This is a genomic window from Vibrio sp. SBT000027 (assembly GCF_963894355.1).
Taxonomy (GTDB): domain Bacteria; phylum Pseudomonadota; class Gammaproteobacteria; order Enterobacterales; family Vibrionaceae; genus Vibrio; species Vibrio splendidus.
The window spans coordinates 3,147,060-3,172,853 of sequence record NZ_CAWQGD010000004.1; the positions used below are offsets into that span (position 1 = coordinate 3,147,060).

General features: G+C 45.2%; 22 protein-coding genes. 10 read left to right on the plus strand and 12 right to left on the minus strand.

Features of this window, described 5'->3' with window-relative positions:
- Positions 1–90 precede the first annotated feature (90 nt).
- The gene (locus AACU28_RS24600) at positions 91–138 is read left to right on the plus strand and encodes a hypothetical protein (RefSeq protein ID WP_438356636.1); all 48 of its coding nucleotides are present in this window, start codon (positions 91–93) and stop codon (positions 136–138) included.
- A gap of 266 nt (positions 139–404) precedes the next feature.
- Here the strand turns inward: AACU28_RS24600 and AACU28_RS23855 are convergent, their stop codons facing one another.
- Together AACU28_RS23855 and yihA are read right to left on the minus strand one after the other, a co-directional pair.
- On the minus strand, positions 405–1,004 hold the full coding sequence (locus tag AACU28_RS23855) for a GTP-binding protein (protein ID WP_121603664.1): 600 nt from the start codon (positions 1,002–1,004) through the stop codon (positions 405–407).
- Between the two features lie 230 nt (positions 1,005–1,234).
- The gene (gene yihA / locus AACU28_RS23860) at positions 1,235–1,894 is read right to left on the minus strand and encodes a ribosome biogenesis GTP-binding protein YihA/YsxC (RefSeq protein WP_004735573.1); all 660 of its coding nucleotides are present in this window, start codon (positions 1,892–1,894) and stop codon (positions 1,235–1,237) included.
- A gap of 148 nt (positions 1,895–2,042) precedes the next feature.
- Here yihA and AACU28_RS23865 point away from each other — a divergent pair, with 148 nt between their 5' ends.
- The 5 genes from AACU28_RS23865 to hemN all read left to right on the plus strand — a co-directional run bounded on the left by AACU28_RS23865 (position 2,043) and on the right by hemN (position 6,646).
- The gene (locus tag AACU28_RS23865; RefSeq protein ID WP_065113320.1) at positions 2,043–2,660 is read left to right on the plus strand and encodes a c-type cytochrome; all 618 of its coding nucleotides are present in this window, start codon (positions 2,043–2,045) and stop codon (positions 2,658–2,660) included.
- A 557-nt stretch (positions 2,661–3,217) separates the two neighbouring features.
- A complete protein-coding gene (locus AACU28_RS23870) occupies positions 3,218–3,856 on the plus strand; it encodes a class I SAM-dependent methyltransferase (RefSeq protein WP_102284758.1) in 639 nt (212 codons plus the stop codon).
- On the plus strand, positions 3,856–4,413 hold the full coding sequence (yihI, locus tag AACU28_RS23875; protein WP_121603665.1) for a Der GTPase-activating protein YihI: 558 nt from the start codon (positions 3,856–3,858) through the stop codon (positions 4,411–4,413). The genes AACU28_RS23870 and yihI overlap by 1 nt, the downstream gene beginning before the upstream one ends.
- 6 nt (positions 4,414–4,419) lie before the next feature.
- On the plus strand, positions 4,420–4,908 hold the full coding sequence (locus tag AACU28_RS23880) for a DUF2489 domain-containing protein (RefSeq protein ID WP_102566163.1): 489 nt from the start codon (positions 4,420–4,422) through the stop codon (positions 4,906–4,908).
- Positions 4,909–5,254: 346 nt separating this feature from the next.
- Positions 5,255–6,646 (plus strand): oxygen-independent coproporphyrinogen III oxidase, encoded by a 1,392-nt coding sequence (gene hemN / locus AACU28_RS23885; protein ID WP_017095620.1) that lies wholly within the window; start codon positions 5,255–5,257, stop codon positions 6,644–6,646.
- Between the two features lie 91 nt (positions 6,647–6,737).
- On the opposite strand, the gene AACU28_RS23890 is transcribed toward hemN, so the two are convergent.
- The 5 genes from AACU28_RS23890 to glnA form a co-directional block, all read right to left on the minus strand.
- A complete protein-coding gene (locus AACU28_RS23890; RefSeq protein ID WP_102497584.1) occupies positions 6,738–9,356 on the minus strand; it encodes a bifunctional diguanylate cyclase/phosphodiesterase in 2,619 nt (872 codons plus the stop codon).
- A gap of 109 nt (positions 9,357–9,465) precedes the next feature.
- On the minus strand, positions 9,466–10,869 hold the full coding sequence (glnG, locus tag AACU28_RS23895) for a nitrogen regulation protein NR(I) (protein ID WP_017081697.1): 1,404 nt from the start codon (positions 10,867–10,869) through the stop codon (positions 9,466–9,468).
- A 122-nt stretch (positions 10,870–10,991) separates the two neighbouring features.
- Complete coding sequence (gene glnL / locus AACU28_RS23900; protein WP_017079339.1) at positions 10,992–12,068, minus strand: nitrogen regulation protein NR(II); 1,077 nt, start codon at positions 12,066–12,068, stop codon at positions 10,992–10,994.
- A gap of 168 nt (positions 12,069–12,236) precedes the next feature.
- A complete protein-coding gene (locus AACU28_RS23905) occupies positions 12,237–12,806 on the minus strand; it encodes a DUF4124 domain-containing protein (RefSeq protein WP_121603666.1) in 570 nt (189 codons plus the stop codon).
- 226 nt (positions 12,807–13,032) lie between these two features.
- Entirely contained in the window at positions 13,033–14,442 is a 1,410-nt protein-coding gene (glnA, locus tag AACU28_RS23910; RefSeq protein ID WP_004735585.1) for a glutamate--ammonia ligase, read from the minus strand.
- A gap of 564 nt (positions 14,443–15,006) precedes the next feature.
- Between glnA and typA the strand changes: the two genes are divergently transcribed.
- Positions 15,007–16,839, plus strand: a complete 1,833-nt coding sequence (gene typA / locus AACU28_RS23915) for a translational GTPase TypA (protein ID WP_004735586.1) — start codon at positions 15,007–15,009, stop codon at positions 16,837–16,839.
- Positions 16,840–17,197: 358 nt separating this feature from the next.
- On the opposite strand, the gene AACU28_RS23920 is transcribed toward typA, so the two are convergent.
- Positions 17,198–17,728: an AAA family ATPase gene (locus AACU28_RS23920; RefSeq protein ID WP_121603667.1), complete on the minus strand. Its 531-nt coding sequence runs from the start codon at positions 17,726–17,728 to the stop codon at positions 17,198–17,200.
- A 20-nt stretch (positions 17,729–17,748) separates the two neighbouring features.
- On the minus strand, positions 17,749–18,390 hold the full coding sequence (locus AACU28_RS23925; RefSeq protein ID WP_017079335.1) for a DUF2959 domain-containing protein: 642 nt from the start codon (positions 18,388–18,390) through the stop codon (positions 17,749–17,751).
- A gap of 42 nt (positions 18,391–18,432) precedes the next feature.
- Between AACU28_RS23925 and AACU28_RS23930 the strand changes: the two genes are divergently transcribed.
- Genes AACU28_RS23930 through AACU28_RS23940 form a run of 3 tightly spaced genes read left to right on the plus strand, consistent with a single transcriptional unit; the run spans position 18,433 to position 20,732 of the window.
- Positions 18,433–19,374 (plus strand): virulence factor BrkB family protein, encoded by a 942-nt coding sequence (locus tag AACU28_RS23930; protein WP_017086963.1) that lies wholly within the window; start codon positions 18,433–18,435, stop codon positions 19,372–19,374.
- Positions 19,346–19,780: a D-aminoacyl-tRNA deacylase gene (gene dtd, locus AACU28_RS23935; RefSeq protein ID WP_004735590.1), complete on the plus strand. Its 435-nt coding sequence runs from the start codon at positions 19,346–19,348 to the stop codon at positions 19,778–19,780. The genes AACU28_RS23930 and dtd overlap by 29 nt, the downstream gene beginning before the upstream one ends.
- Before the next feature lie 16 nt (positions 19,781–19,796).
- Entirely contained in the window at positions 19,797–20,732 is a 936-nt protein-coding gene (locus AACU28_RS23940; protein ID WP_004735591.1) for a bifunctional GNAT family N-acetyltransferase/hotdog fold thioesterase, read from the plus strand.
- Positions 20,733–20,796: 64 nt separating this feature from the next.
- Here AACU28_RS23940 and AACU28_RS23945 read toward each other — a convergent pair whose 3' ends face one another.
- The 3 genes from AACU28_RS23945 to hslO form a co-directional block, all read right to left on the minus strand.
- On the minus strand, positions 20,797–22,767 hold the full coding sequence (locus AACU28_RS23945; protein WP_121603668.1) for an AsmA family protein: 1,971 nt from the start codon (positions 22,765–22,767) through the stop codon (positions 20,797–20,799).
- A gap of 153 nt (positions 22,768–22,920) precedes the next feature.
- A complete protein-coding gene (pckA, locus tag AACU28_RS23950; protein ID WP_121603669.1) occupies positions 22,921–24,546 on the minus strand; it encodes a phosphoenolpyruvate carboxykinase (ATP) in 1,626 nt (541 codons plus the stop codon).
- A 337-nt stretch (positions 24,547–24,883) separates the two neighbouring features.
- Positions 24,884–25,777 (minus strand): Hsp33 family molecular chaperone HslO, encoded by an 894-nt coding sequence (gene hslO, locus AACU28_RS23955; RefSeq protein WP_102454243.1) that lies wholly within the window; start codon positions 25,775–25,777, stop codon positions 24,884–24,886.
- Between the last annotated feature and the right edge of the window lie 17 nt (positions 25,778–25,794).

Sequence of the window (25,794 nt, forward strand, 5' to 3'; positions counted from 1 at the left end):
TAATAAAACATTCATGAAAAAAAACTACAAAAATTGTTTTCATTTCTGAGCAATTGTTGTACATTAAATCTTGTAGGGTACAGAGGTAAGATGTTCTATCTTTCAGACCTTTTGTTTCACGTTATTGGATTAGGCTGATTCAGCCGCCCCAGTCAGTATTTGACTGGGGCGTTTTTTCTTGTGCGAAATAAAAATATTTCTAACCTACTATTACTCCCGTAAACCCGCCCTTTTTAGTGTCTTTTCTTACGCTTTCTCAAGCACAGTGATAAACACCTGATTTGCCTTAGAGCTGGAACTCGATCAGCATTTGGTAATTTAAATCCGTCTCTAATTTGATTGTTTTATCATTTAAAATAACTTTTATTTTACAAGTTGCCGATAAAGGATTGATTGCTTACACCTTATTTATCAGTGTATTGAGTGGGTGAATGCTCAATGTAATCCATGATTTCTTGTTGTTTCTTAGTACTGTATTTCAGCGCTTCGGCGGTGATTTGGATGGATTGCGCCATAGAAGAGATATTGTTGGTCGCTTTCACCAAGGTTTGCTGCATGGGTTTTAGGATAAGTAGGTAGATGGCAGTCAAAGCGATAACAATGACAGCGATAACGCCTGCTAACGCAATGATGATCTTGGTCTGAATATCATCCAACAGCATTTGACTGGTCTTTTTAAAGGCGAGTCGAGATTGGTCTAAGGCTTGTGGGAGTTGATTGAGTGATGTCTTGGTAGAGCTCGCAAGCTTGTTGATGCTTTCAACGGTTTGGTTCAGAGCTTGTTGTTGGTCTTCACTAAGGTTGGGGTTGTTGACGATCGCCTGCAAAGATTGCGATATCACCTCAAGAGACTCACTCGCATCTTGAGCGTATTTTTCCATACCATCCAAGTCCAAGGTCATATCAACATTGATCAGTGGGGCTTGTTCTTGTTCTGCTTCAGAGGCGAACCCTGTCAATGAGACCAGCATGAGTGCAATGATGGCCAACGGTGTTTTCCACATGAGTATTCCTTTCTCATTGTTCTGTTTATTTAGATGTGTCTTTTAGTATGGTTCACTTCTCTCGTTTCTAACTGATTAATCTTGTCTTTAATTCTCAAGACTTAGGTTTAACTCACTAATTTTTGGGCAAAAAAATACCCCACCTATATAAGGAAGGGTATTAATAAGGCTAAATCACTTGCTGTAAGTGCTTTAACTTCTAATTATAGATAAAGCTATAGATAGAAGAACTACTCTGAGTCGTTGTGCTCTTCGTCCGCTAGCTCATCAATGATTTGATCAGCAAATACTGGGGCAAACCACTCATCCATCTTGGCACGCAGTTGATCAACGCCGATACCCTTCATTGAAGAGAAGACATCAACCGCAACATCACCACCGAAAGATTTCGCATCATTACGGATTTTCAGTAGCTGTGCTTTACGCGCACCACTTTTCAGTTTGTCTGCTTTTGTTAACAAAACTTGTACTGGGATGCGGCTATCGATAGCCCAGTAGATCATTTGTTGGTCAAGGTCTTTCATTGGGTGACGGATATCCATCAATACCACTAAACCTTTCAGGCTTTCACGTCGTTGTAGGTATTCGCCTAGCGACTTCTGCCATTTTTTCTTCATCTCAAGCGGGACTTGAGCAAAGCCATATCCTGGTAAATCGACGATATGACAACCGTCCGTTACCTTAAATAGGTTAATTAGCTGAGTTCGACCGGGTGTTTTACTGGTTTTCGCCAAGCCTTTTTGGTTTGTAACGCGATTTAGCGCGCTAGATTTACCAGCATTGGAGCGTCCTGCAAACGCAATTTCGATCCCTTCGTCTTCTGGTAAATGACGAATATCAGGTGCACTGGTAATGAAATGCGTGTTTTGATAATGAATTTTTACGCTCACTGTTAACTCCATCTCGACTTTGTGTAGTCGATTGATTACTTTTTTGTGAATTTGTGTAAAATAACCGTGCTCGGCATAAGGTCGCCTATTGTACCATGAGTGGCAACATAGAGTGGTACTGGAAGCTTGATAATTATAATGGAATGTCATGAAGAAATTAGCGCTAATTTTGAGTCTTTTAGCCAGCTGCTCAGTATGGGCTCAAGGTAGTATTGAAGCTGGTAAAGCCAAATCACAAACATGTGTTGCCTGCCACGGTGCTGACGGCAACAGTCTGATCACTCAGTACCCTAAGCTGGCTGGTCAACATGAGAAGTACCTAGAGAAGCAGTTAAAAGAGCTTAAGCTCGGTATGACGAGTGGTGGTAAGCAAGGTCGTAATGAACCTGTAATGGGTGCAATGGCGATGTCTTTATCTGAAGAAGATATGGCTGACCTAGCGGCATACTACGCATCTCTACCTATCTCGAACAACTCTACACCTGAAAATGTTGTAGATGAAGGTAAGGTTCTTTACACCGCTGGTAACGCAGAACGTGGTGTAACGGCGTGTATTGCTTGTCACGGTCCACGTGGTAACGGTACCGAGCTTTCTGGTTTCCCTAAGATTTCAGGCCAACACGCAGATTACATCAAGGCTCAACTTGAGAAATTCCGCGATGGTAGCCGTAATAACGACATGAATGCGATGATGCGTGATGTAGCTAAAAAGTTAACAGACGCAGATATTGATACCTTATCGAAGTACGTTGGTGGTTTACACTAATATGTCGGTTTCTTGTTCTTAGCCAGAACAAAGAAATGTACGTTCGAGCAAAATTGAAGAGACGCCCCAATCAGCAATGGTTGGGGCGTTTTCTTTTGTATTGATTTTATTTATGCGTTTTCATCTCATGTCTAATTTATAAATGTGTGATCGATTTGTGTACGAAAGTGTGAAGTCGCACTCTTGTAGTCTTTTTGTAACACGGTAAAGTAACCGCCATCAGCTAGGAGCTGACTTAGATATGGATGGTCATCTAGTCTAACGGTATAGACAGAAACGGATCAGGCTAGGACAGCCCAGCAACAAGGTGTTAGAAAAGGATAGCCAAAACTCATCAGGACGATGAACAACAAATAAATTTGGCATGGAAAGCACCAATAACAAATGGAGATTTGTGTACCAAGTTGAGTATACAAATTTTGGCCGATATAGGCAGATTTAGAGAGCGATAGGTTTTCCTATCGCTTTTTTTATTGATTTGATGAAAAAACACCCAATACCCCTCCACTATAAACTCAGTTTCTGGTATGTTTCGCATCCCTGTTTAAGGATGTGCTATGTATACTTGTCCCTTATGCCATCACCAAGGCGTGAATCACTATTTTGAAGACAAACGTAGAGCGTATCTACAATGTCAGCAATGTGAGCTGGTATTTGTTAAACCTGAACAAAGGTTAGAAGCAAAAGAAGAAAAAGCACACTATGATCTCCATGAGAACGATCCTAGTGATGCGGGCTACCGCCGCTTTTTATCTCGCATCGCGGATCCCTTAACAGACAAAATTTCATCTAACTCACAAGGGTTGGATTTTGGTTGTGGCCCAGGCCCTACGCTATCTATTATGTTAGAAGAAGCCGGACACACCATGGAGTTGTACGATATTTATTACCATCCAGAGGCTTCTGTGTTGGAGAAAACGTATGACTTTATGACTGCTACCGAAGTGATAGAGCACCTTTATCACCCAGACAAAGTGTGGCAGCAATGGTTGAATTTAGTTAAACCCAAGGGCTGGATTGGTCTTATGACTAAGCTAGTAATAGACGTAGATGCGTTTGCTGGTTGGCACTATAAGAATGACCCGACACATGTCGTCTTCTTTAGTCGTCAAACATTCCAGTTTTTGGCCGAGCGGGATAAGCTCGAACTAGAATTTTTTGGAAGTGATGTAATTTTACTGAGGAAAGTGCAGTAATGGGTCGTAGTAAGAAATCAAGAAAGCCGGGAGCACTTGGCGCTCCTGAACCTATGGTAACAAGAAACCGTAGTGAATCTGATGTTGAAGGTCGTGAACGCAAGCGTGTTAAAAAGCGCAAAGGTCTTAAATCTGGCAGCCGTCACTCAGATGGTAGCGAAGCGAGACAGCGTAAAGCTGCACAAGATCGTGACCCTCGTTTAGGCAGCAAGAAAAAAATTCCGCTGATTGTTGAACCGGCTAAGAAGCCGACGAAACAAGAGCGTAAGCTATCTAACGAACAAGAGTTAGAGATGCTTGAGAATGATGCTCAACTGAACACATTGTTAGATCGTATCGAAAATGGTGAAAACCTAGGTGCTGGTCTACAGAAGTTCGTTGATGAAAAACTTGATCGTATTGAGCACCTAATGGGCCGTCTAGGTCTGCTAGAGCCAGAAGACGATGAAGAAGAGACCTTCGAAGAAGCGCCGGTTGTCTCTAAGAAGAAAGCAAGCTCTGACGAAGACTTGCTATCTCAATTCGAAGATTTCGACTTAGACAGCTTTAAAGGTTAATAGCCAATGAACGTAACCTTATTAGCAATTGCTGGTGGAATTATCATTCTCGGCTTGGGCTCTTACGCAGGTTACCTTCTACTTCAAGTGAAGAAGCAGACGGAGTTGCAAAAGCAGCATCAAGCACTTGCCATTGAAAAACGTAACGCGACGATTTACGAAAACGTAAATACTTTGTGCTTAGCGGGTATTCAAGGCCAGTGTGACTTACCTGAGATCAGTATCCGAGTGTGTATCATTATGGATAACGTTCAGGGTGATGAGCGTGTCGATTTTGATTCTGAGTATCCTGCTCTTTTTGAGCTGTACCATATCGTAAAAGATATGGCTCGCGGAGACGGAAGGCAGGAACTGACGAAGAAAGAGCGCATGCAGCAGAATCTCACACGCCATAAGGCGGAGACTCGCTTGAATGATGCGGTCATTGAAGATTTGAAAAGGTTGCAGGAGAAGGTTAAGCCTCTCAACAACCAAATCAACATTCAGATGATCTAGTCACTAAGACTTTTAAATATAGAGGCTTGTTTAACATTCCGTTTTTAGACGCGCTGCTTTTAATACCTATGCATTTAAGACTTTTCATCTTAAATGCATCTTGTTTTTAAGTCGCCTTATCTTTTAATAGACAATGTTAAATGAGCCTTCTTACCTTTTGCGTCTCGTTAATCCCGACGCTTTGTTAGTGATCAAGCTAGCAGTTCTGAGTTTTTGTCTGAAAAATTGATTTTGTCTTGGAACGACCTTACTGGTCGTGTGGCAAAATAACCCGTCTATATTTTAATGTATGTAAAATGATTTGAGAGACCTTAGGTTCTCGCGGATCTAAATTGGAATTACCGCTATGTCGAGCAAGCCAGTAACAACGAATCAGCAAATCGTTTGGGATCAAGAGATCTTAAACAAGTACAACTATTCGGGACCTCGTTACACTTCATATCCAACAGCGTTGGAGTTTCATGAAGCGTTTACCGTCGCTGATTACGACATGGCGTGTACTCAGTACCCTGAGCGTCCACTCTCTCTTTACGTGCATATCCCGTTCTGTCATAAGCTTTGTTACTACTGTGGTTGTAATAAAGTCATTACTCGTCACTCGCATAAAGCGGATGAGTACTTAGATGTGATTGAACATGAAATCCGCCAGCGCGCCTCTTTGTTGAATGGCCGTCAAGTGACGCAATTGCACTTCGGTGGTGGTACGCCAACGTTCTTGACCAAAACACAAATTACTCGCTTGATGATGATTCTGCGTGAGGAATTTAATTTCACTGCTGACGCTGAAATCAGTATTGAAGTTGACCCGCGTGAGATTGAGCTAGACGTACTTGACCACCTGCGTAACGAAGGCTTCAATCGCCTGAGCATTGGTGTGCAAGACTTCAATAAAGAAGTGCAGAAACTGGTTAACCGTGAGCAAGATGAAGAGTTCATCATTGCGATGGTTAAACGTGCGAAAGAGCTAGGCTTCCGTTCTACCAACCTTGACTTGATCTACGGCCTACCAAAGCAGACTCAAGCTTTGTTCGCGGAAACATTGAAGCAAGTGTTAGAAATGAAACCGGGTCGTTTATCGGTATTTAACTACGCACACATGCCGCAACTGTTTGCCGCGCAGCGTAAGATTAAAGATGAAGACCTACCTGAACCAAAAGAGAAAATGGCCATCCTCCAAGATACCATTGAGACTTTAACGGGCGCGGGCTACCAGTTTATTGGTATGGATCACTTTGCTCTGCCTGAAGACGAGCTAGCAGTAGCACAGCGTGAAGGTATTCTGCATCGTAACTTCCAAGGCTACACGACCCAAGGTGAAGCTGACCTAATTGGTTTCGGTGTTTCTGCTATCTCAATGGTCGGTGATGCTTACGCTCAAAACCAGAAAGAGCTGAAGAAGTACTACGCTCAAGTGAATGACCTGCGCCACGCGCTTTGGAAAGGTGTTGCTCTAGACAGTGATGACCTTCTACGTCGTGAAGTGATCAAACAGCTTATCTGTAACTTTAAGCTTGATAAAACCATGATCGAATCTGAGTTCTCGGTTAACTTTAATCGTTACTTCAAAGAAGATTTAGGGCTACTGCAAACCTTCATCAACGATGAGTTGGTTGAAGTCGACGACAAAGAAATCCGCGTGACTTTGCGTGGCCGTTTGCTGATTCGTAACATCTGTATGTGTTTCGATAAATACCTACGTGCTAAGGCTCGCCAACAGCAGTTCTCTCGTGTGATTTAATCGTTCGATTGAGAATAAAAACATAAAAAATGCCAGCATCATGCTGGCATTTTTGTATCTGTGTCTTGCTAACAGAAGACTTTCTACCTGACTAGGTGACACCCTTTTTGGTGCTTTGTTTACTTTTGGTCATTTGTTTGGCTTCGTTATTCGGTTGAGCGTTGGCATTCTTTTGAACATTGATGAGATCGGTTGGCCACTGATCAAACGGAACTGGACGACTGTATAAGAAGCCTTGAGCCAGTGGGCATTTTAGTTGCTTGAGGAGTTCTGCCTGTTGCTGTGTTTCAACGCCTTCTGCCACTAAGCTCACTTTGAAACCTTTGGTGATGTTAACGATGGCCGCGACGATTGAGCTGTCTAGGTTCTCTTTTTCGAGCTTGCTGACGAAGCTACGATCGATCTTTAAGCAATCAAATGGCAGTTTGTGTAAATAAGCCAGTGACGAATAGCCGGTACCAAAGTCATCAATTGCAATCGAGATGCCTAATGCTTTTAGCGTCAGCATGTTATCGATGATGGCTGGGTCATTGTCGACGATGCGTGACTCAGTGATCTCAAGTGTCAGGTTACTTGCTGGTAGCTTGGTGTCACGTAGCGTGCCTTTTACTTGTTCAACAAAGCCACTTTCACTCAGTTGATCGACCGACAGGTTGACGTGAATAGAGAAGTCCTTGCTCCATTTTCCTGACTCAATCGCGATGGCAGTATCTCGACACGACTTATGTAGAATTTGCTTGCCGATATCGTAAATCAGCCCGCTCTCTTCAGCGAGAGGAATGAATTCAAGCGGTGAAATTACGCCTTCATCGGCTATCCAGCGTGCTAAAGCTTCAGCCCCAATGGTCGATCCGGATTCTAGATCAATAATAGGTTGATAGAAGGGTTCGAACTGTTGAAGTTCAATCGCTCGGTTCATCCGCGCCAGCATCTTAGTGCGATGTCTTGATGCTTTACCCATCTCAGGGCTGTAAATGCTGACACTAGCTTTGTCCTGTTTTGCGTTGCTCAAAGCAATGCTACTACTACGCAGCAATAGCGCAATGTCGTGGACGTTAGATACACCGACGACGCCCATCGATACCTTAATGACGACACTTTCTGATTCCATTGAAAATGGGGAAGCAAAGGTTTGAAGCAAGCGATTCGTCAGTAGTTGAGCTTCCTCGCTTTGGATGACGTTCGGGGCGTAAATGGCGAATTCATCACCGCCAGTGCGAGCTAATAGGTACTCGGATGGCAATGTGCCTCTTAAACGAGCGGCCGCAATGATAAGCAATTGGTCACCATTGTAATGACCAAGGCTGTCATTGATGTCTCGGAAGCGATCAATACCCACTAAATAAAGTGTGCCTTTTTCGTTTGCAGGGTTTTTCTTGGCAGCGTCGATAAAGCCTTCGCGGCTGTATAGCTTGGTTAATGAGTCATAGGTAAGCTGAGACTGCAATGCTTGAAAGGAAGCCTTTAAGTTGTTGGCCATTTCATTGAATGACTCCACCAACATGCTGGTTTCATAGATATGCCCTGTCTTTGGCATGCTCGTGTCCCAATCGCCTTTAGCAAGACGCTTTGCCGCATCCGCTGTTGAGGTGATGGGTTGGGTTACGCGATTAAAGGCAATTAACCCAGCAATGACACCAATGCAACTCAGCGCTAGCCCGAGCAACCAACTGTTTCTTTGGTTTTCAGGTAACTCACCGAGTAGGTTGCTTTCAGGGATCGACATACCAATAAACCAAGTGATGCCGTGCTCATCTTCATAAGGGGTGATCTGGTTGAAGTATCGTTCGTTGTCTAGGCGGAAGCTAAAGCGCTGCACGCCCAAATTATCGATTAGGTGAAATTGGTCTACGTAGCTAGCACTTTCACGTATTACCGGGTTAGCACTCTCTGATGCCAGTAAGCGTTGGCCCTTATTGGTTTTCCCTGTTCCCCAAGAGACCACGCTACCTCCGCCTGAGTGAGCGACCAAGCGTTGCTGTTTATCAATGATATAAACAGAGGCATCCGTTTTATCTTTGAGTTCTTTGAGAAATGCATTGAAGGTATTGATCTTAATGTCGCTAACGACGACGGCTTTGAATTCGTTGTCATCATAGATAGGGGCGAGGGCAGATAAGGTGATCTCTTGGCGTTCATCTGCATTGGCATAAATTGGCGACCATACAGCCTTTTTTTGCGTCGAAACGGGTGTGTACCAAGGGCGGACTCTCGGGTCGTAACCTGAAATCACAGATCGAATGTCTTCGCTGATCTTGCTTCCACGGTAAATGACCAGCTGATCGCTAGTACGCTCGTCTTGTACCATCAAGGTATAGCCGTTGTTAGCTTCTTTACGAAAACCGACATAGTTACCATCTTCAGAACCAAAGCCGATCACATCGAGTTGAGGTATAGCAGTGAAATGGTCTGAAAACGTATAAAGAATGTAGTCTTGGACCTTGCTAAGGTTTCCCGCTTGGTAAAGGTGGTGGTAGCCGATGTTATGGCTGAGCGAGAGGTTCGCGTGAAATGGCTTTTCTAAAAAGTTGGACAGGCTTTGATGAACATGGTCAGTAAGTGATGTTAGTTGGCGTGCACTAACATCACTCACCATCTCTTTGTAGCTTTGCTTTTGAGTGAAAACCATTACGCTCATAGTGAACAGAAAAATCATCACGAATGGCAGAACCACAGCAGTTCTCAAGGTAATTTGTGTTTTCAAAGACATCTTTAGCTACAACTTTAGTGGATGGCATACCTTAATTGTACCGACACTATTCAAACCAAGCGACCCTTTTTTGGTTAAAAAAGTAGCTGCATCGAGAGTCATATAAGGTCTAGTACAGTTCTTTTAGTTTACGAGTTAGGGTGTTTCTTCCCCAACCTAAAACCTTGGCTGCATCCTGTTTATGACCATTGGTATGGTTGAGTGCAGCCTCTAGCAGTATACGTTCAAACTCTGGCAGCGCATAAGTTAGTAGCTCTTTTTCTCCTGAATCAAGCGCACACTTTGCCCAATTAGCGAGCAGTTGTTGCCAGTTGTCTCCAGTCCCTGAGGTCGTCACCACTTTTTCTTCCAACAGTTCAGGAGGCAAGTCTGAAGGGAGTATTTCACTGCCGCTCGCCATGACTGTGAGCCAACGACAGATGTTCTCAAGCTGACGTACGTTACCCGGCCAATTTAGCTGATTGAGCTTCATGATGGTCTCTGAGTGCAGTGTCTTCACTTCTACACCAAGCTCTTCAGCGGCGGATGCTAGGAAGTGGTGAGTCAGCTTTTCAATGTCCTGTTTACGTTCGCGCAGTGCCGGAATATGGATTCGGATAACGTTCAGTCGATGGAAAAGGTCTTCACGGAAACCACCGTCATGCACCAAGCGCTCAAGATCTTGGTGGGTTGCTGCAACGATACGAACATCAACCTTAACCGCAGAATGCCCACCTACGCGATAAAATTGGCCATCAGAAAGCACGCGCAGTAGTCGAGTCTGAATATCGAGTGGCATATCGCCTATTTCATCAAGAAACAGAGTACCGCCGTTGGCTTGTTCGAATCGTCCTTGGCGAACACTGTTAGCGCCAGTAAAAGCGCCTTTCTCGTGGCCAAACAGCTCTGATTCGATCAAGTCTTTAGGGATTGCCGCCATGTTTAACGCAATGAATGGCTTTTTAGCTCTTGGGCTGTGACGATGCAGCGCGTGCGCGACTAATTCTTTACCAGTCCCCGATTCACCATTAATAAGAACCGAAATGGATGAACGAGACAAACGGCCAATAGCTCGGAAAACTTCCTGCATTGCTGGTGCTTCACCGATGATTTCTGGTGCGTTGGTCTCTTCGGCTACTTCGCTGGCTTGTTCTCGCTTTTGCTCTTGGCTGTGTGCGATGGCTCGCTCTACTAGAGTCAGTGTCTCATCAATATCAAACGGCTTAGGCAGATACTCAAAAGCCCCTTTTTGATAAGCGTTCACCGCTGCATCGAGGTCTGAGTGCGCGGTCATAATGATCACTGGCAGGTCGGGAGAGCGCTGGTGAACTTGGTGTAACAGCTCAATCCCGTCAATGCCAGGCATGCGAATGTCGGACACCAAAACGTCTGGTGTCTCGCGCTCAAGAGCAAGCAATACGCTCTCAGCATCAGCAAATGTTTCGCACTTTATATCCGCAGATGAAAGTGTTTTCTCTACGACCCAGCGTATAGAACTGTCGTCATCAACGACCCAAACGTATCCCTTACTCATAATTCAATTCCTTTGCAGCCAAATCTATTGTGATAATCATTGTTGTTTTTATGATGTCTTTAATCTTTGTGTTACCGAGTTAAGCCTTTCGTCTCGCTGTCCAATCGCGAGGTTCTGTTGACCTAAATGGGTAGGTAAATCGTGAATGTGGTGTTACCCGGCCAGCTCTCAACATCAATTTTTCCATTGTGCTGATCGATCAGGTTTTGAGAAATCGATAGTCCCAGCCCTGTGCCACCCTCTCGTCCGCTGACCATCGGGTAAAACAGCGTGTCTTTTAAATCATCGGGGATGCCGGGGCCGTTATCGCTGATCTCAATGCGCGCTGCGAGTTTGTGTCGCTGCCCATGAATATTGGCTTGATGCACCGTTCTGGTGCGAATGGTGATTTTCCCTGATTCTTGGGCCTTTAAAATCTGCGCCGCGTTGCTCACGATATTGAGCATCGCTTGTTCAACTTGTGCTGAATCCATCAGAATGTCCGGTAAGCTCGGGTCGTAATCTCGTTCGATGGCGAGCGTTGAACCCGACTCGAGTTCTACGAGCTGCCTGACTTTCTCAAGTATCTGGTGTAGGTTCTCTTCTGACTTGGTCCCCGGTTTTTGAGGACCAAGCAGGCGATCGACTAACGCTCTTAGGCGGTCGGCTTGCTCAATAATGATCTGTGTATATTCATTAAGAGACTGATCAGGAAGCATTTTCCCAAGTAACTGCGCCGCACCTCTTAAGCCACCGAGTGGGTTCTTAATCTCATGTGCTAACCCGCGCACCAACAGCTTAGCTGCTTGTTGTTGTGCGTGTTGGTTGAGCTCTTGGCTGAGGCGTCTTTGCTGGTCTATCTTGCGCATCTCAACCAATAACAGCGTCTCTCGTTGCCAAGAGATTGGGCTAACCGTGACTTCAAGCATCAGTGGGCGGTTATCAACAACGAAGGTAACGTCACTGTCGGTAATGCTCTGGCCACTTTGTAGCGGTTGCGTCAGAAGCGCCAAATCCAGTGAGGCGTGTTGAATAAGTTGGCTCAGTGGATGATCGACGATGCGTCGCGCGCTTTGTGAAAAGAGTTGTTCAGCCGCCGGGTTGGCGTATCGGACATACAGTTGCTCATCGAGCATCAATGTTGAAGTCACCATATTGTCGAGAATGGCGCTGGAAAGATGATGTGTATCTATGCTGTCGCTTTTGGCTGATCGATTCACTATTTCGTCCTTGAACTGGTGTTTTTCTCACTGCACCAAATTGGTGCGTAGCTAAGTTCAAGTATGGCGCATATCAACCAGAAGCTAAAGATAATTCATTAGAGTCGCTGAAAGCTGCTTCGATTAGGTGAAAAGTAGAGGTAATTCAGTCTCTTTTAACACATTGGCCTACTTGAGCGTCGCTCGATGTAAATACACGGTGACTGGACTAGTAGATGCAATAAGCTTGCCGCTTCTATGTGCTTGAATTGCAATGGTGTGAGTACCTCGATCGATACCTTTCAGTTCCCAATTCGGTTGGGTTTGTGGTGCGCCATAACGACGACCATCGAGCATCAATTGCAACTGTTCTCCAATACCAAGTTTGCGGCTAAGTTCTATTTGAACAGGGATTAAGCCACGGTTGCTACGGATGGTTTGGTCATGAACGGGAGTCAGCATGGTGAGGGCTAGTTGAGCTGGTGCCTCACGTTTCGTGCTTTCTTTTTTCCCCTGAGCCTGAGCTGGCGTTGCCGTTTTAGTTGTAGATGAAGCTGCAGCATCAACGGGCGTCGAGGCTTCAAATTTAGGAGCCGGCGCTGATGCTTGCACATCCGGTAGGCGAAGAGATTTGGCATCTTGGTCGGTAGGGGTATCACTAAAGTGGAGAACACCATCCTCATCCACCCAGGTATACACCGTTTGAGCAGAGCACGAGATCGCGACTGTTAACCCGATCAGGAACAGTATATTTTTCATATCTTTAGCCTCTTTTCACCGCTAGGTGATTTCACGTTTGGCGTTGGTTTTGTTATTGATTTTATTGTATTTATAGCTGCAGCCTCTGAGGGCTTTTGTCTAAGGTATGGTACGAGGAAGCAGGGAGAGGGAGTATATAAAAAAGGCCCGCCTGCGAGGCGAGCCTAATATTTAGTCAGCGATTCTTACAAGGTTGCAGTAAGAAATGGCTTATCCCTACAGGAGATTAAACTGAGTAGTACAGTTCAAACTCAAGTGGGTGTGTTGCCATGTTCACGCGTTGTACGTCGTCAGATTTCAGTGTGATGTAAGAATCAATGAAATCGTCAGAGAATACGCCGCCAGCTGTTAGGAACTCACGATCGTCGTCTAGTGCTTTAAGCGCTACTTCTAGAGATTCAGCAACGGTTGGGATTTCAGCCGCTTCTTCTGCTGGAAGGTCGTATAGATCTTTATCCATAGCTTCGCCTGGGTGGATCTTGTTCTTGATACCGTCAAGGCCAGCCATCAGCATTGCTGAGTAACATAGGTATGGGTTCGCTGCTGGGTCACCAAAACGTAGCTCGATACGACGTGCTTTCGGGCTTGGTACTACTGGGATACGGATAGAAGCAGAACGGTTACGTGCTGAGTAAGCAAGCATTACCGGAGCTTCAAAACCAGGTACAAGACGCTTGTACGAGTTAGTTGACGGGTTAGCAAATGCGTTGATTGCACGAGCGTGCTTGATTACACCACCGATGTAGTAAAGCGCCATTTCAGATAGGCCGCCGTACTTATCACCAGCAAACAGGTTAACGCCGTCTTTTGCTAGAGATTGGTGAACGTGCATACCAGAACCGTTGTCACCAACTAGTGGCTTAGGCATGAATGTCGCTGTTTTACCAAATGCGTGAGCAACGTTGTGTACAACGTACTTGTAGATTTGAGTCTCATCCGCTTTTGTTGTTAGCGTGTTGAAGCGAGTTGCGATTTCGTTTTGACCCGCAGTTGCTACTTCGTGGTGGTGAGCTTCAACTACTAGGCCCATCTCTTCCATTACTAGACACATTGCTGAACGGATGTCTTGAGATGAATCTACAGGAGCTACTGGGAAGTAACCGCCTTTAACGCCAGGACGGTGACCTTTGTTACCGCCTTCGATGTCAGAACCTGTGTTCCAAGCTGCTTCTACATCATCAATCTTGAAGAAAGAACCAGACATGTCGTTTGAGAACTTAACGTCATCGAATAGGAAAAATTCTGGCTCTGGACCAACTAGAACTGTGTCTGCGATACCCGTAGAACGTAGGTATTCTTCAGAACGCTTAGCGATAGAGCGTGGGTCACGGTCGTAGCCTTGCATTGTTGCAGGCTCAAGGATGTCACAACGGATGTTTAGCGTTGCATCTTCTGTGAATGGGTCCAGTACAGCTGAAGCTGCGTCTGGCATCATTACCATGTCAGATTCGTTAATGCCTTTCCAACCAGCTACTGAAGAGCCGTCAAACATTTTACCTTCTTCGAAGAAGTCTGCATCAACTTGGTGAGAAGGAATAGAGATGTGCTGCTCTTTACCTTTTGTATCAGTAAAACGTAAGTCGATAAATTTAACTTCGTTCTCTTGGATCAGGGATAGTACATTTTCTACTGACATCTTGGATAACCTCCAGTGTTATTAATTCGGTATTAGCTCGATTCGGTTGAAACTAGCATTGATTAATGTCTATAAGTGCATTAATCGATGCTGATTTATCTATAGCCAAAAACGTGCCAAAAAAATTATTCCATTAATTTCAATGATTTACTTGTTTTCTTGTTTCGTTAACTTTGGTTTTTGCACCAAAATGATCTTCTAATGCACCTTGTTGGTGCAACTGCTTGTCTGTGCACCAATATGAAACATAAGCGAGCACCATTCAGCAATGAATTGCCTAAGTTGTCAATCCACTTTTGTTATTTTGCCGGAGATTTGGCTGTCTATCTTGCGGCGGATGCTTTTTTAGAATCCTACGAATTAGGCTGTTAGATACTGTACTGAATCAAAGTTAAGCGGATATGAATCGCTAATAAAGAAAAAAGCCTTGGTTGAGATCACATATTTCTGGGTTTTTGTCTAAAATCTGGTATATTATTGACCGTTTTTTAAATCAAGCTAGCGGTTATTATCCAAACTTTTGAGATAATTGACGGCTACCTTTTATGAGTGAATCGAGAATCCATGTCTACTCCACAGATTGATAAGTTAAGAAATATCGCGATCATCGCGCACGTTGACCACGGTAAAACGACTTTGGTTGATAAACTACTACAACAGTCAGGCACTCTTGAGTCTCGTGGTGAAGCTGAAGAGCGTGTCATGGATTCGAATGACATCGAAAAAGAGCGTGGCATTACAATCCTTGCTAAGAACACAGCAATTGACTGGAATGATTACCGTATCAACATCGTAGATACCCCTGGACACGCGGACTTCGGTGGTGAAGTTGAACGTATCATGTCTATGGTTGATTCAGTTCTTCTGATCGTTGATGCAGTTGATGGCCCAATGCCTCAAACTCGTTTCGTAACGCAAAAAGCTTTCGCACACGGCCTTAAGCCAATCGTTGTTATCAACAAGATTGACCGTCCTGGTGCTCGTCCTGATTGGGTTATGGACCAAGTATTTGACTTGTTCGACAACCTAGGCGCGACTGATGAGCAACTAGACTTTACTGTTGTTTACGCTTCAGCTCTAAACGGTTGGGCAACAATGGAAGAAGGCGAAGTTGGCACAGACATGGAACCATTGTTCCAAGCTGTTGTTGATACAGTAGAAGCACCTGCAGTTGACCTTGAAGGTCCACTTCAAATGCAAATTTCGCAACTTGATTACAGCTCTTACGTAGGTGTTATCGGTGTTGCTCGTGTTACTCGTGGTTCTGTTAAGCCAAACCAACAAGTAACTATCGTGAATGCTGAAGGCAAAAAACGTAACGGTAAAGTAGGTACTGTACTTGGTTACCTAGGTCTTGAGCGTCACGAAGTAGAACAAGCTAACGCTGGCGACATCATTGCAATCACAGGTCTTGGTGAACTGAAAATTTCAGACACTATCTGTGACGTAAACAATGTTGAAGCAATGGAACCACTGTCTGTTGATGAACCAACAGTAACAATGACTTTCCAAGTAAACACTTCTCCGTTCGCGGGTAAAGAAGGTAAGTTTGTAACTTCACGTAACATCCTTGAGCGTCTTGAAAAAGAATTGGTTCATAACGTTGCACTACGTGTTGAAGAAACTGAAAGTCCAGACCGTTTCCGCGTATCAGGCCGTGGTGAGCTTCACCTTTCTATCCTGATCGAAAACATGCGTCGTGAAGGTTTCGAGCTAGCAGTATCTCGTCCAGAAGTAATCATCAAAGAAGAAGATGGTCAGAAAATGGAACCGTTCGAAACGGTTACTATCGATGTAGTTGAAGAGCACCAAGGTGCGATCATGGAAAGCATCGGTCTACGTAAGGGTGAGCTAACAGATATGGCACCAGATGGTAAAGGCCGTGTTCGCATGGACTTCATGATGCCTTCTCGTGGTCTTATCGGTTTCCAAACTGAATTCCTTACAATGACGTCTGGTTCTGGTCTTATTTACCACTCGTTCGATCACTACGGTCCTTACAAAGGCGGTATCATTGGTCAGCGTAACAACGGTGTTCTAATTTCGAACGCAACGGGTAAAGCACTGACTTACGCATTGTTCTTCCTTCAAGCTCGTGGTCGTCTATTCACAGAGCACGCTGATGAAGTTTATGAAGGTCAAGTAATCGGTATTCACAACCGTTCAAACGACCTGACAGTAAACTGTCTGAAAGGTAAGCAACTAACGAACGTTCGTGCATCTGGTACTGATGAAGCACAAGTTCTTTCTCCACCGATCAAGCACACTCTAGAGCAAGCTCTTGAGTTTATCGATGAAGATGAACTAGTAGAAGTAACGCCACTAAACGTACGTATCCGTAAGAAACTTCTTACTGAAAACGACCGTAAGCGTGCAGCACGTCCAGCTAAGGCTTAATTGCCAGCTGACTAGCTTCTAGCTATCAAGCAATACGTTTTAGAATAAGTAAGAAAGCCCCGAGTAGCCTAGCTGCTCGGGGCTTTTGTTTTATGTGGTGTTGGAGTAGATACGAGTAAACGAGATGCGAGATACGAAGAGCGTGTTCCATATTTATTTATCGAATCGTCATTCCAGAATTGAGGGACGAGATATCTGGAATCTTTCTTTTACGGCATCCAAGAGATTCCCTATCACGTTCGTTCCTCACTGTAGGGAATGACGGAAGTTTGTTTAGATGCGGGTAAACGAGATGCGAGATACGAAGAGCATTTAAGTATTCGTCATCCTCAAGAGGGAGGGACGACCGAGTGGGGATCTAGCTTGTGATACCAAGGTGGCTTTTAACAAATAGAGCCCGCTCTTCGACTGACATAAATGGCACCTCGATAATCTCATACCCAAGCTCTTGATAGACTCTGACTAACGCGTGGTGAATCTCTAATGCCTCTTCAAACGGATAAGGCCTCACATCATCTTGTACGTAAATCGATGCCTCAGGGCGACAGAACAAGGCTTGTGAGTGATAGCCTTGGCTAGCTTCTCGGTAGACTTCGTCAATCTTAAGGTTCGCCTGAGTTAAGTAACCGCAGATATCTGGAATGGCGCGATCGAGAAACGCAACCGGATGCTGGTTGGCCTGTTCCTTTTGCTCATTCATGACAGTGAGACACAGGCGAGCAAAGCCCGGTAGGTCTAACCAAGGTAAGATACCGTTCTCAAGTTGGCTCTGCTGTTCTATTAACTGGCGAGAGGACTCAGTGAAGGTTGGGTAACCCATGTCACCCAAGGCATTAATCAGTGTTGTCTTCCCAGCTCCGGGGCCGCCAGTAATAATGATAGGTTGCATCGTGTTCTTTATCTGTAGCGCTACTTCTGGTTCAGTTGAGCTAGGAACTTATCCGATTCTGCTATTGCAGCATTCATCTGTTCTATCGCGTAGGCGATGTCTTTTTCTAAGCTCATAAATTCGCCCTGCAACGAACCGACAGCACTCGCATTGAGGTTATGCTTTAGATAAAGCGTATTGTCGCGAAGGGTGTTGAGTACCGGGTCCATTTTCTTCTCAGCGCGTTTCATTGCTGAAAGCATGGTCTTGTAAGACGATTGGGTTTCTCGCAGTTTTTGTTCACTCGAACGGCGCAGTGAAGCACTGGTGTAGAGGTCTAACTCGCTCTGCCATTCTGCAAACAGCGCATCTGACACGTCTTCAATCGCAGCAATGCGATCACTGACATTTTGTGCGGCTTTCTCGCTGTCTTGGTATTTATCGTTGATTTGGTTGTACATATCTTCAAGGTCGCCGCCACTGAAGTTCGTCAGGCTACTCAAGGCTTCAAGTGCGCTAGTAAACTCTTCCTGAGCATCCTGCTGCGACTCTTTAGCGTCTTCCACTCTATCGACCATAATGTCACGCTTGTGGTAACCCACTTGCTCCATGGCGGAGTAATAAGCTGATTGGCATCCAGTAAGAGTAAAAATAGAGAGGACTATAACTATTAAATAAGGCATCCTAGTTTCCTATAGTTAAATAAAGGAATATTAATTAGGACTATGAACGAGTTACCAGGGAGTTACAAGTTGAAGATAAAAAACGCAGTCACAGGGAGCATTCAGTTTTCCCGCTATCTTTTGGCGCGAATGACGCACGATAGGGTCAATGTGAATGCGGGTTACTTGGCGTACATTACTTTGCTCTCGATCGTACCGATGTTGACGGTTTTGCTCTCTATCTTATCGTCATTTTCAGTCTTTGCTGATGTTGGCCTAGTGATTCAAAACTTCGTTATTACCAACTTTGTTCCAGCATCTGGGGATGCGGTGCATGGTGCTCTACTCGAGTTCGTTGCCAATACCGGAAAAATGACAGCGGTGGGCAGTGTGTTCCTATTCATTGCGGCATTGATGCTGATCTCCAACATCGATAAGAACCTTAACTACATCTGGCGAGTAACAGAAAAGCGTCGGGCCGTATTGTCCTTTTCAATGTATTGGATGGTGCTAACGCTTGGACCTATTTTGATTGGGGCGAGCATTGCTGCAACGTCGTATGTGACATCATTGAACTTGTTACAAAACGAAGTCGTGTCGAGTGCCTTTAATACCGTGATTCGCAAGCTCCCTTTGATTACCTCATTCTTTGCGTTTTTCGGTCTGTATCTGTTGGTTCCCAACAAAAAGATACACTTTTCTCATGCGGCAGCGGGCTCTCTGGTTGCGGCTCTGTTGTTCGAACTCAGTAAGAAAGGCTTCGCGGCTTACATTACTCAATTCCCTTCTTACCAATTGATTTATGGCGCATTAGCGGCGATTCCCATTCTTTTTGTCTGGGTGTATTTGTGCTGGTTGATTGTGTTGGTGGGTGCTGAGGTGACGGCCGCGTTGGGCGAGCAGGAACAGTGGAGTGACTCTCAAGAAATGGTACACTCGTCGGATAAAGAAAAAATCACAGAGCAAGGAAACAACAGTGATAGCACTGATCCAGAGAGTAAGTGAAGCTGCCGTCCGTGTTGATGGCGAAGTAGTGGGTGAGATTGAGCAAGGCTTATTGGTTCTGTTAGGCGTAGAAAAAGGTGATGACGAAGCCAAAGCCAAACGTTTGATGGAACGAGTGACCACTTATCGTGTCTTTGGAGATGAAGACGATAAAATGAATCTCAATGTAAAGCAGGTAGAAGGTAAGGTATTAGTGGTTTCTCAATTCACTCTGCCAGCTGATACCAAAAAAGGCACACGAGCAGGATTTTCTCGTGGTGCTCACCCAGAAGATGCAGAGCGTCTTTACAACTATTTCTCTGACCAGTGTGAATCAGTGTTGCCAACGGAACGTGGCCGATTCGCAGCCGACATGAAAGTGTCTTTGGTTAATGATGGCCCAGTAACATTCTGGCTGCAGGTTTAGGCTTAAAGGAATAAGCATGTTTAAACTCATAACACCGACCACCGAAAATCAATTGAACAAGTATTACCATTTTCGCTGGCAGATGCTCCGTGAACCTTGGCGAATGCCGGTAGGTTCAGAGCGCGATGAATACGATGCCATGAGTCACCATCGCATGATTGTCGATGGTCGAGGTCGCCCGATGGCGATTGGTCGTCTCTATATCACCCCAGATCTAGAGGGGCAGATTCGCTATATGGCGGTGAAGAAATCTCGCCAAAGTAAAGGCATGGGCTCACTTATCTTGGTTGCGCTAGAGTCACTGGCACGTCAAGAAGGGGCGAAGCGTTTGGTGTGTAATGCACGTGAAGATGCGATCTCATTCTATGAGAAGAATGAGTTTGAACGTCGTGGTGAAATTAACGATCAACGCGGCCCTGTGCGTCACCAACAGATGGTGAAACCTCTTGATCCAATGGCTGATGTACTGCGCAAACCAGAATGGTGTAATGAGCTTCAGCAGCGTTGGGAAAATCAGATCCCGATCAGTGACAAAATGGGCATCAAGATCAACCAATACACGGGTTATCAGTTTGAGTGTAGCGCTCAGTTGAATCCCAACCTTAACCCTCATAACACCATGTTTGCTGGCTCAGCTTTTACCTTGGCGACTCTAACGGGTTGGGGAATGACTTGGTTACTGATGAAAGAACGTGGGCTGACCGGTGATATCGTACTGGCAGACAGTAATATTCGTTATCGTCACCCAGTCGAGCAAAACCCAGTCGCATCTACGTCATTGGATGGGATCAGTGGCGATTTAGATCGCCTCGCGTCGGGCAGAAAAGCTCGCATCATCATTCATGTGACCATTAACAGTGGCGATGTGGAAGCGGTTGAGTTTACGGGAACCTATATGCTGATCCCTGACTACAAAAAGCGATTATCAACAGACTCTAACGTAAGCGTATAGTTGACACTGGCTAACAGATACAGATACAGATACAGATACAGATAAAGATTAAAGATAGAAGGCGCTACTCCTGTGGAGTGGCGCTTTTTTGTTGGCAGTCGTTGCTCTCGGAATACTCAGCTTGGGTGAGCTTTCCTGAGATTTGATGGCATGGGTCCGATAACGAAATAGATAGAGTGTGTTGCTCGATCTTAAGCAAGTCGAGTTCTCCAGAAACCTCACCGTTGAGCGTTTGAACTCTTTGTGTACCTTGCTCTGCTGCGGACGCACCAATAATGTGCATTGGTTCGAGAGTGAAGCGACCACGGTCAAAATTCGCATTAAGCTCTGGAATTTCAAAGACGTTATCGGTCGATGTTTCAGAAAGCTTATCGTTAAAGGTCATCACACCTTGGCGAACACTGCCAGTGAGTTGCCCTGTGGTCGAGTAACCGAACATCAAGGAATCGCCATACAAGCCTGCGGCTTGAAGTTCAAACTCACCATACCCGGTTGCATCGAGTGGTAATTCGAGTTGCTGCAGCATGGGTGCTATGGGTAATCCGTCGGCAGAGATATCTAAGGTCCATGGCTTACTGATTTGGTTGAAGTCGAGTGTCGCGTTGGCTTCAATATAGCCGTGCTTTAGCGGCATGAACAGGCGTGTCAGCGTCCATTTCCCTTGTTCGCTATTCATTTCAACCACGGGTTGAACACTGACAATATTTTGATAGCTGGCATCGTTGGCGCTAACCATCAACTTGCCTTGCCACAGTCCTAACTTTCTCTGTTGCAGCAGTTGAACCTGATGTCCTTCTACATGCAGCCCTGAGACCTGCCAGTAAGGTTTGTTTGCGAGTTGGATAAGTTGGCTACGTTCTATATTAAGTCGGTCAATAGAGGCTTGCTGAAGCTGTGTCAGCCAAGGCAATAGGCGAGCGGATGGTAGAACTTTATCTTGGCTTTCCGTAATCCACTTTATGCCTTGCAGGTCGAGCTGCGCTAATTGAATGCTGCTAGGAGTGACTTCGCCATTAAGTTGAATACTGCCTTGTAAGAATTGAGTATAGAAGTCTTCAATCAGAATCTGGTTCGGATCTAAATTGAGCTTGATACTTGGCTCTATGAAGATGTCATCATCAATGGTCACCCCCTCTGCTTGCAGAGAGAAAATGGCTTTCTGTTGCTTCCACAGCTCAAAAGGCAGTTGGATATTTTCTAGTGAGGCATCAAAAGCTGCGAGGTGACCATCTTGCCATTCCACGTCGCTGCGCAGAATATCTAAGCTATTGATGTGATTGATCTGAATACCGGCTACATCCCACTCTTTGCTTAGTAGGCTTTGGGTCTGTTTCTGATTGAGTCGTAAGCCATCGACGGTCACATTCACCAACGACCAATCTTGCTGATACTGCTCTGCTTGTCCTGAAATCTTGGCACCGCGCCAGTCAAATGAAGCGCCATAAAGCGTGCTATCGCTAGGTTTTAAATCTAGGTCAAACAACAGGTTATCGAAGGCTTCTCCTTGCCAATACAGCTGCGTGGCTGAGAGTTGGATTTTGCCATAAGGCAGCAATGCGTTGTTGTCATCCCACGTTGGCTCGGAGATCTGGAGGTCGATGCCTCGCGCATTAAAGTCTGGGGTCGAAAAGTCGAGATTATTGATGGCTAGCTGGTGGAGCTTGATGTTTGGTTGGGTGAATAACGGCGTGAATGCCTCTAGATCGCTTATTTCCAACTGTAGGCCACTGATCAAGGCGGAGTCCAAGACCAGTTTAGCTTCTGTAATCGAGCTGGGACTGAACCAAAGATCGATCTTGTCGATATAGAGAGGTTTTTGTTTATCAGGTTGGCTTTGGGTAATGCCCATCAAGGTGATGTGATAAGGCGCCTGATACTCAACGTCTTCAATGAGTACAGGTTGTTCAAGCGTATGCTTGATAAAAAAGTTAGCAACATCCGATCGGTATTGAGTTTGTAGGCTTAATAACAACGCTGCGATAGTCGCAACGATGATGGCCACCACAATGCCAATCACCATGAATACCTTTTTCATTCCCTGAAAGCCTTAAATTTCAATAGTCTCAAAACAGAGTGGAACAAAAAGGGGCAAGCAGCAACAAAAAAGCCCCTCAAAAGAGGGGCTTGCTACAAAAATATCATTTTAAATTGGGCGTTCGCTTTTGGCTAAGCCCGAGCAGATGTTGGGTTAGTCTAGTTGAGGACCTGCCGCAACCAGTGACTTACCTTCAGCATTGTCTGTGTACTTATCAAAGTTGTTGATGAAGCGCTCTGCTAGATCTTTCGCTTTGCTTTCCCATTGTAGTGGGTCAGTGTAAGTATCACGTGGGTCAAGAATCGCTGGGTCAACATCGTGCAACGCTAGCGGTACTTCTAGGTTAAACATAGGGATAACCTTAGTTTCAGCTTGGTCGATTGAGCCATCTAGGATAGCGTCGATGATGCCGCGAGTATCTTGGATTGAGATACGTTTGCCTGTGCCATTCCAACCTGTGTTCACTAGGTAAGCTTCAGCGCCAGCCGCTTCCATACGCTTCACAAGCACTTCAGCGTACTGAGTTGGGTGAAGAGTTAAGAATGCCGCACCAAATGCCGCAGAGAACGTTGGTGTTGGTTCAGTAATACCGCGCTCTGTACCTGCTAGCTTAGCTGTGAAGCCAGATAGGAAGTGGTACTTAGTTTGCTCCGGAGTCAGCTTAGATACTGGTGGTAGCACACCAAACGCATCCGCTGTTAGGAAGATAACTTTTTGAGCGTGACCGGCTTTTGATACTGGCTTAACAATGTTGTCGATGTGGTGAATCGGGTAAGAAACACGAGTGTTCTCTGTTTTTGAACCGTCATCGAAATCGATAGAACCATCACCACGAACCGTTACGTTTTCTAGCAGTGCATCACGACGGATTGCATTGTAGATTTCTGGTTCTGCTTCTTTAGATAGACGAATAGTCTTCGCGTAACAACCACCTTCGAAGTTGAAGATACCATCATCATCCCAACCGTGCTCATCATCACCGATTAGCTCACGCTTAGGATCGGTTGATAGGGTTGTTTTACCGGTACCTGATAGGCCGAAGAATACAGCTACGTCGCCTTCTTCGCCAACGTTTGCACTACAGTGCATTGAAGCAATGCCTTGCAGAGGAAGCAGGTAGTTCATCATTGCAAACATGCCTTTCTTCATCTCACCGCCGTACCAAGTACCACCGATGATTTGAACGCGCTCTGTTAGGTTGAAAGCAACGAAGTTTTCAGAGTTTAGACCCTGCTTTTCCCAGTTAGGGTTCGTTGTTTTAGCACCGTTCATTACCACGAAATCAGGTTCGAACGTTGCTAGCTCTTCGTCAGTTGGACGAATGAACATGTTCTTAACGAAGTGCGCTTGCCACGCTACTTCAGTGATAATACGCACACTTAAACGCGTATCTGGGTTAGCACCACAATAACCGTCGATGACAAACAGGCGCTTGCCAGATAGCTGAGTTGTCACAAGCTCTTCCAGCTCACTCCATACTTCAGTTGTAATCGGTTTGTTGTCATTTTTGCCTTGATCTGACCACCACATGGTATCGCGCGTAGTGTCATCTTTAACAATGTACTTATCTTTTGGTGAGCGGCCAGTAAAGATACCAGTGTCAACCGCAACAGAGCCTAGTTCCGTTACTACGCCTTTTTCGTAGCCTTCCAAACCTGGCAGTGTTTCTTCAACGAATAACTGCTCGTAGCTAGGATTACGAAGAACTTCAGTAACGCCAGTCAGTCCGTGCTTAGTTAGATCAATTTGTGCAGCCTTAGTATGTTCCATAACGGTCATAGGTGCTCCTTGTAGGATATTTTGTAGGGATTTTGTATTAATTTTTTATTGTTATCTGCTCACCATGCTAGCAACGAGGCTCGGGGGAAACAGGGATACAGCTCAAAAAATATCCATATTAACCGTGAGGTTTTAAGCGTCTCGTCACATATTGGCCCGACTAGTCTATCCTGTACGCAAACCTTTGCGCTAGGGGCGAGAACATTATTAATTGATTAAAATTAAGCGGTGATTTTATTACGAGATGTTACGGGCTTTGCGCTATTTTGATCACAAAAAAGGCCAGCTTAGTGCTGACCTTTTTGGGGTAAATTACGTGTTTTTGGTACGCTGTAAATTAATGAACCGTATTGTCGCCTTTATCTGCTGCTTCTGCGTACAGTGCATCAACGTCGCCCTTATCGAACGAGTAGTTTGTGCCACAGTAATCACAGTGAAGCGCAACACTACCTTCCGTACTCAGGATGTCGTAGATCTCCTCTTGAGCAACGGTAATGATAGCGGCACCACTGCGTTCACGAGAACAACCACAGAAGAACTCGACAGGTTGAGGGGTAAATACCTGAACCTTCTCTTGGTTATATAGGCGGTACAACAAATCATTCGCTTCTAGAGAGAATAGTTCTTCGTTTTTAACCGTGTCAGTTAACTGCTCTAGGTGCTCGAAGTCATCTGGCGAACCAGTGCCGTCTGGCATAACCTGCAGCAACATACCCGCAGCGTGTGCCTTGCCTTCATGTTCACCCGTACGTAGCCACAGACGAGTCTTAAGCTGTTCTGAGTTAGCAAAGTAACCTTCAAGAACGTCAGCAAGTGTTTCGCCTTCAAGACCAACGATGCCTTGGTAACGCTCACCTTTTTTAGGATCGATAGTGATCACTAGGTGGCCTTTACCTATAAGGTCGTGCAGGCCAGCGTCGTCAGCAATATCACCGTCAAAGCGCGCAACCCCACGAATCTTCTGATCGTTATCGCCATTAATAACAGCGAGAGATACTGGGCCATCACCTTGCAGTTGCATCGTGATAGAACCTTCAAACTTTAGCGTCGCCGTTAGTAGCGTCGTTGAAACCAGTAGCTCACCCAACAGCTTTTGTACTGGCGCTGGGTATTCCTTGCTAGAAATAATCTGTTGGTACGCTTCGTCCATCTGTACCAATTCACCACGTACTGATAGGTCTTCAAATAGGTAGCGATTTAAAACATTACTTGTAGACATTGGGTCTGCCATTTGGCTATTCCTTCTAG

Bases quoted from the DNA above. Each gene is read 5' to 3' on its own strand.
- AACU28_RS23855 (WP_121603664.1), bottom strand. From the start codon at position 1,004: ATGTGGAAAACACCGTTGGCCATCATTGCACTCATGCTGGTCTCATTG.
- AACU28_RS23865 (WP_065113320.1), top strand. From the start codon at position 2,043: ATGAAGAAATTAGCGCTAATTTTGAGTCTTTTAGCCAGCTGCTCAGTA.
- AACU28_RS23870 (WP_102284758.1), top strand. From the start codon at position 3,218: ATGTATACTTGTCCCTTATGCCATCACCAAGGCGTGAATCACTATTTT.
- yihI (WP_121603665.1), top strand. From the start codon at position 3,856: ATGGGTCGTAGTAAGAAATCAAGAAAGCCGGGAGCACTTGGCGCTCCT.
- AACU28_RS23880 (WP_102566163.1), top strand. From the start codon at position 4,420: ATGAACGTAACCTTATTAGCAATTGCTGGTGGAATTATCATTCTCGGC.
- hemN (WP_017095620.1), top strand. From the start codon at position 5,255: ATGTCGAGCAAGCCAGTAACAACGAATCAGCAAATCGTTTGGGATCAA.
- AACU28_RS23890 (WP_102497584.1), bottom strand. From the start codon at position 9,356: ATGTCTTTGAAAACACAAATTACCTTGAGAACTGCTGTGGTTCTGCCA.
- glnG (WP_017081697.1), bottom strand. From the start codon at position 10,869: ATGAGTAAGGGATACGTTTGGGTCGTTGATGACGACAGTTCTATACGC.
- AACU28_RS23905 (WP_121603666.1), bottom strand. From the start codon at position 12,806: ATGAAAAATATACTGTTCCTGATCGGGTTAACAGTCGCGATCTCGTGC.
- glnA (WP_004735585.1), bottom strand. From the start codon at position 14,442: ATGTCAGTAGAAAATGTACTATCCCTGATCCAAGAGAACGAAGTTAAA.
- typA (WP_004735586.1), top strand. From the start codon at position 15,007: ATGTCTACTCCACAGATTGATAAGTTAAGAAATATCGCGATCATCGCG.
- AACU28_RS23920 (WP_121603667.1), bottom strand. From the start codon at position 17,728: ATGCAACCTATCATTATTACTGGCGGCCCCGGAGCTGGGAAGACAACA.
- AACU28_RS23925 (WP_017079335.1), bottom strand. From the start codon at position 18,390: ATGCCTTATTTAATAGTTATAGTCCTCTCTATTTTTACTCTTACTGGA.
- AACU28_RS23930 (WP_017086963.1), top strand. From the start codon at position 18,433: ATGAACGAGTTACCAGGGAGTTACAAGTTGAAGATAAAAAACGCAGTC.
- AACU28_RS23940 (WP_004735591.1), top strand. From the start codon at position 19,797: ATGTTTAAACTCATAACACCGACCACCGAAAATCAATTGAACAAGTAT.
- AACU28_RS23945 (WP_121603668.1), bottom strand. From the start codon at position 22,767: ATGAAAAAGGTATTCATGGTGATTGGCATTGTGGTGGCCATCATCGTT.
- pckA (WP_121603669.1), bottom strand. From the start codon at position 24,546: ATGACCGTTATGGAACATACTAAGGCTGCACAAATTGATCTAACTAAG.
- hslO (WP_102454243.1), bottom strand. From the start codon at position 25,777: ATGGCAGACCCAATGTCTACAAGTAATGTTTTAAATCGCTACCTATTT.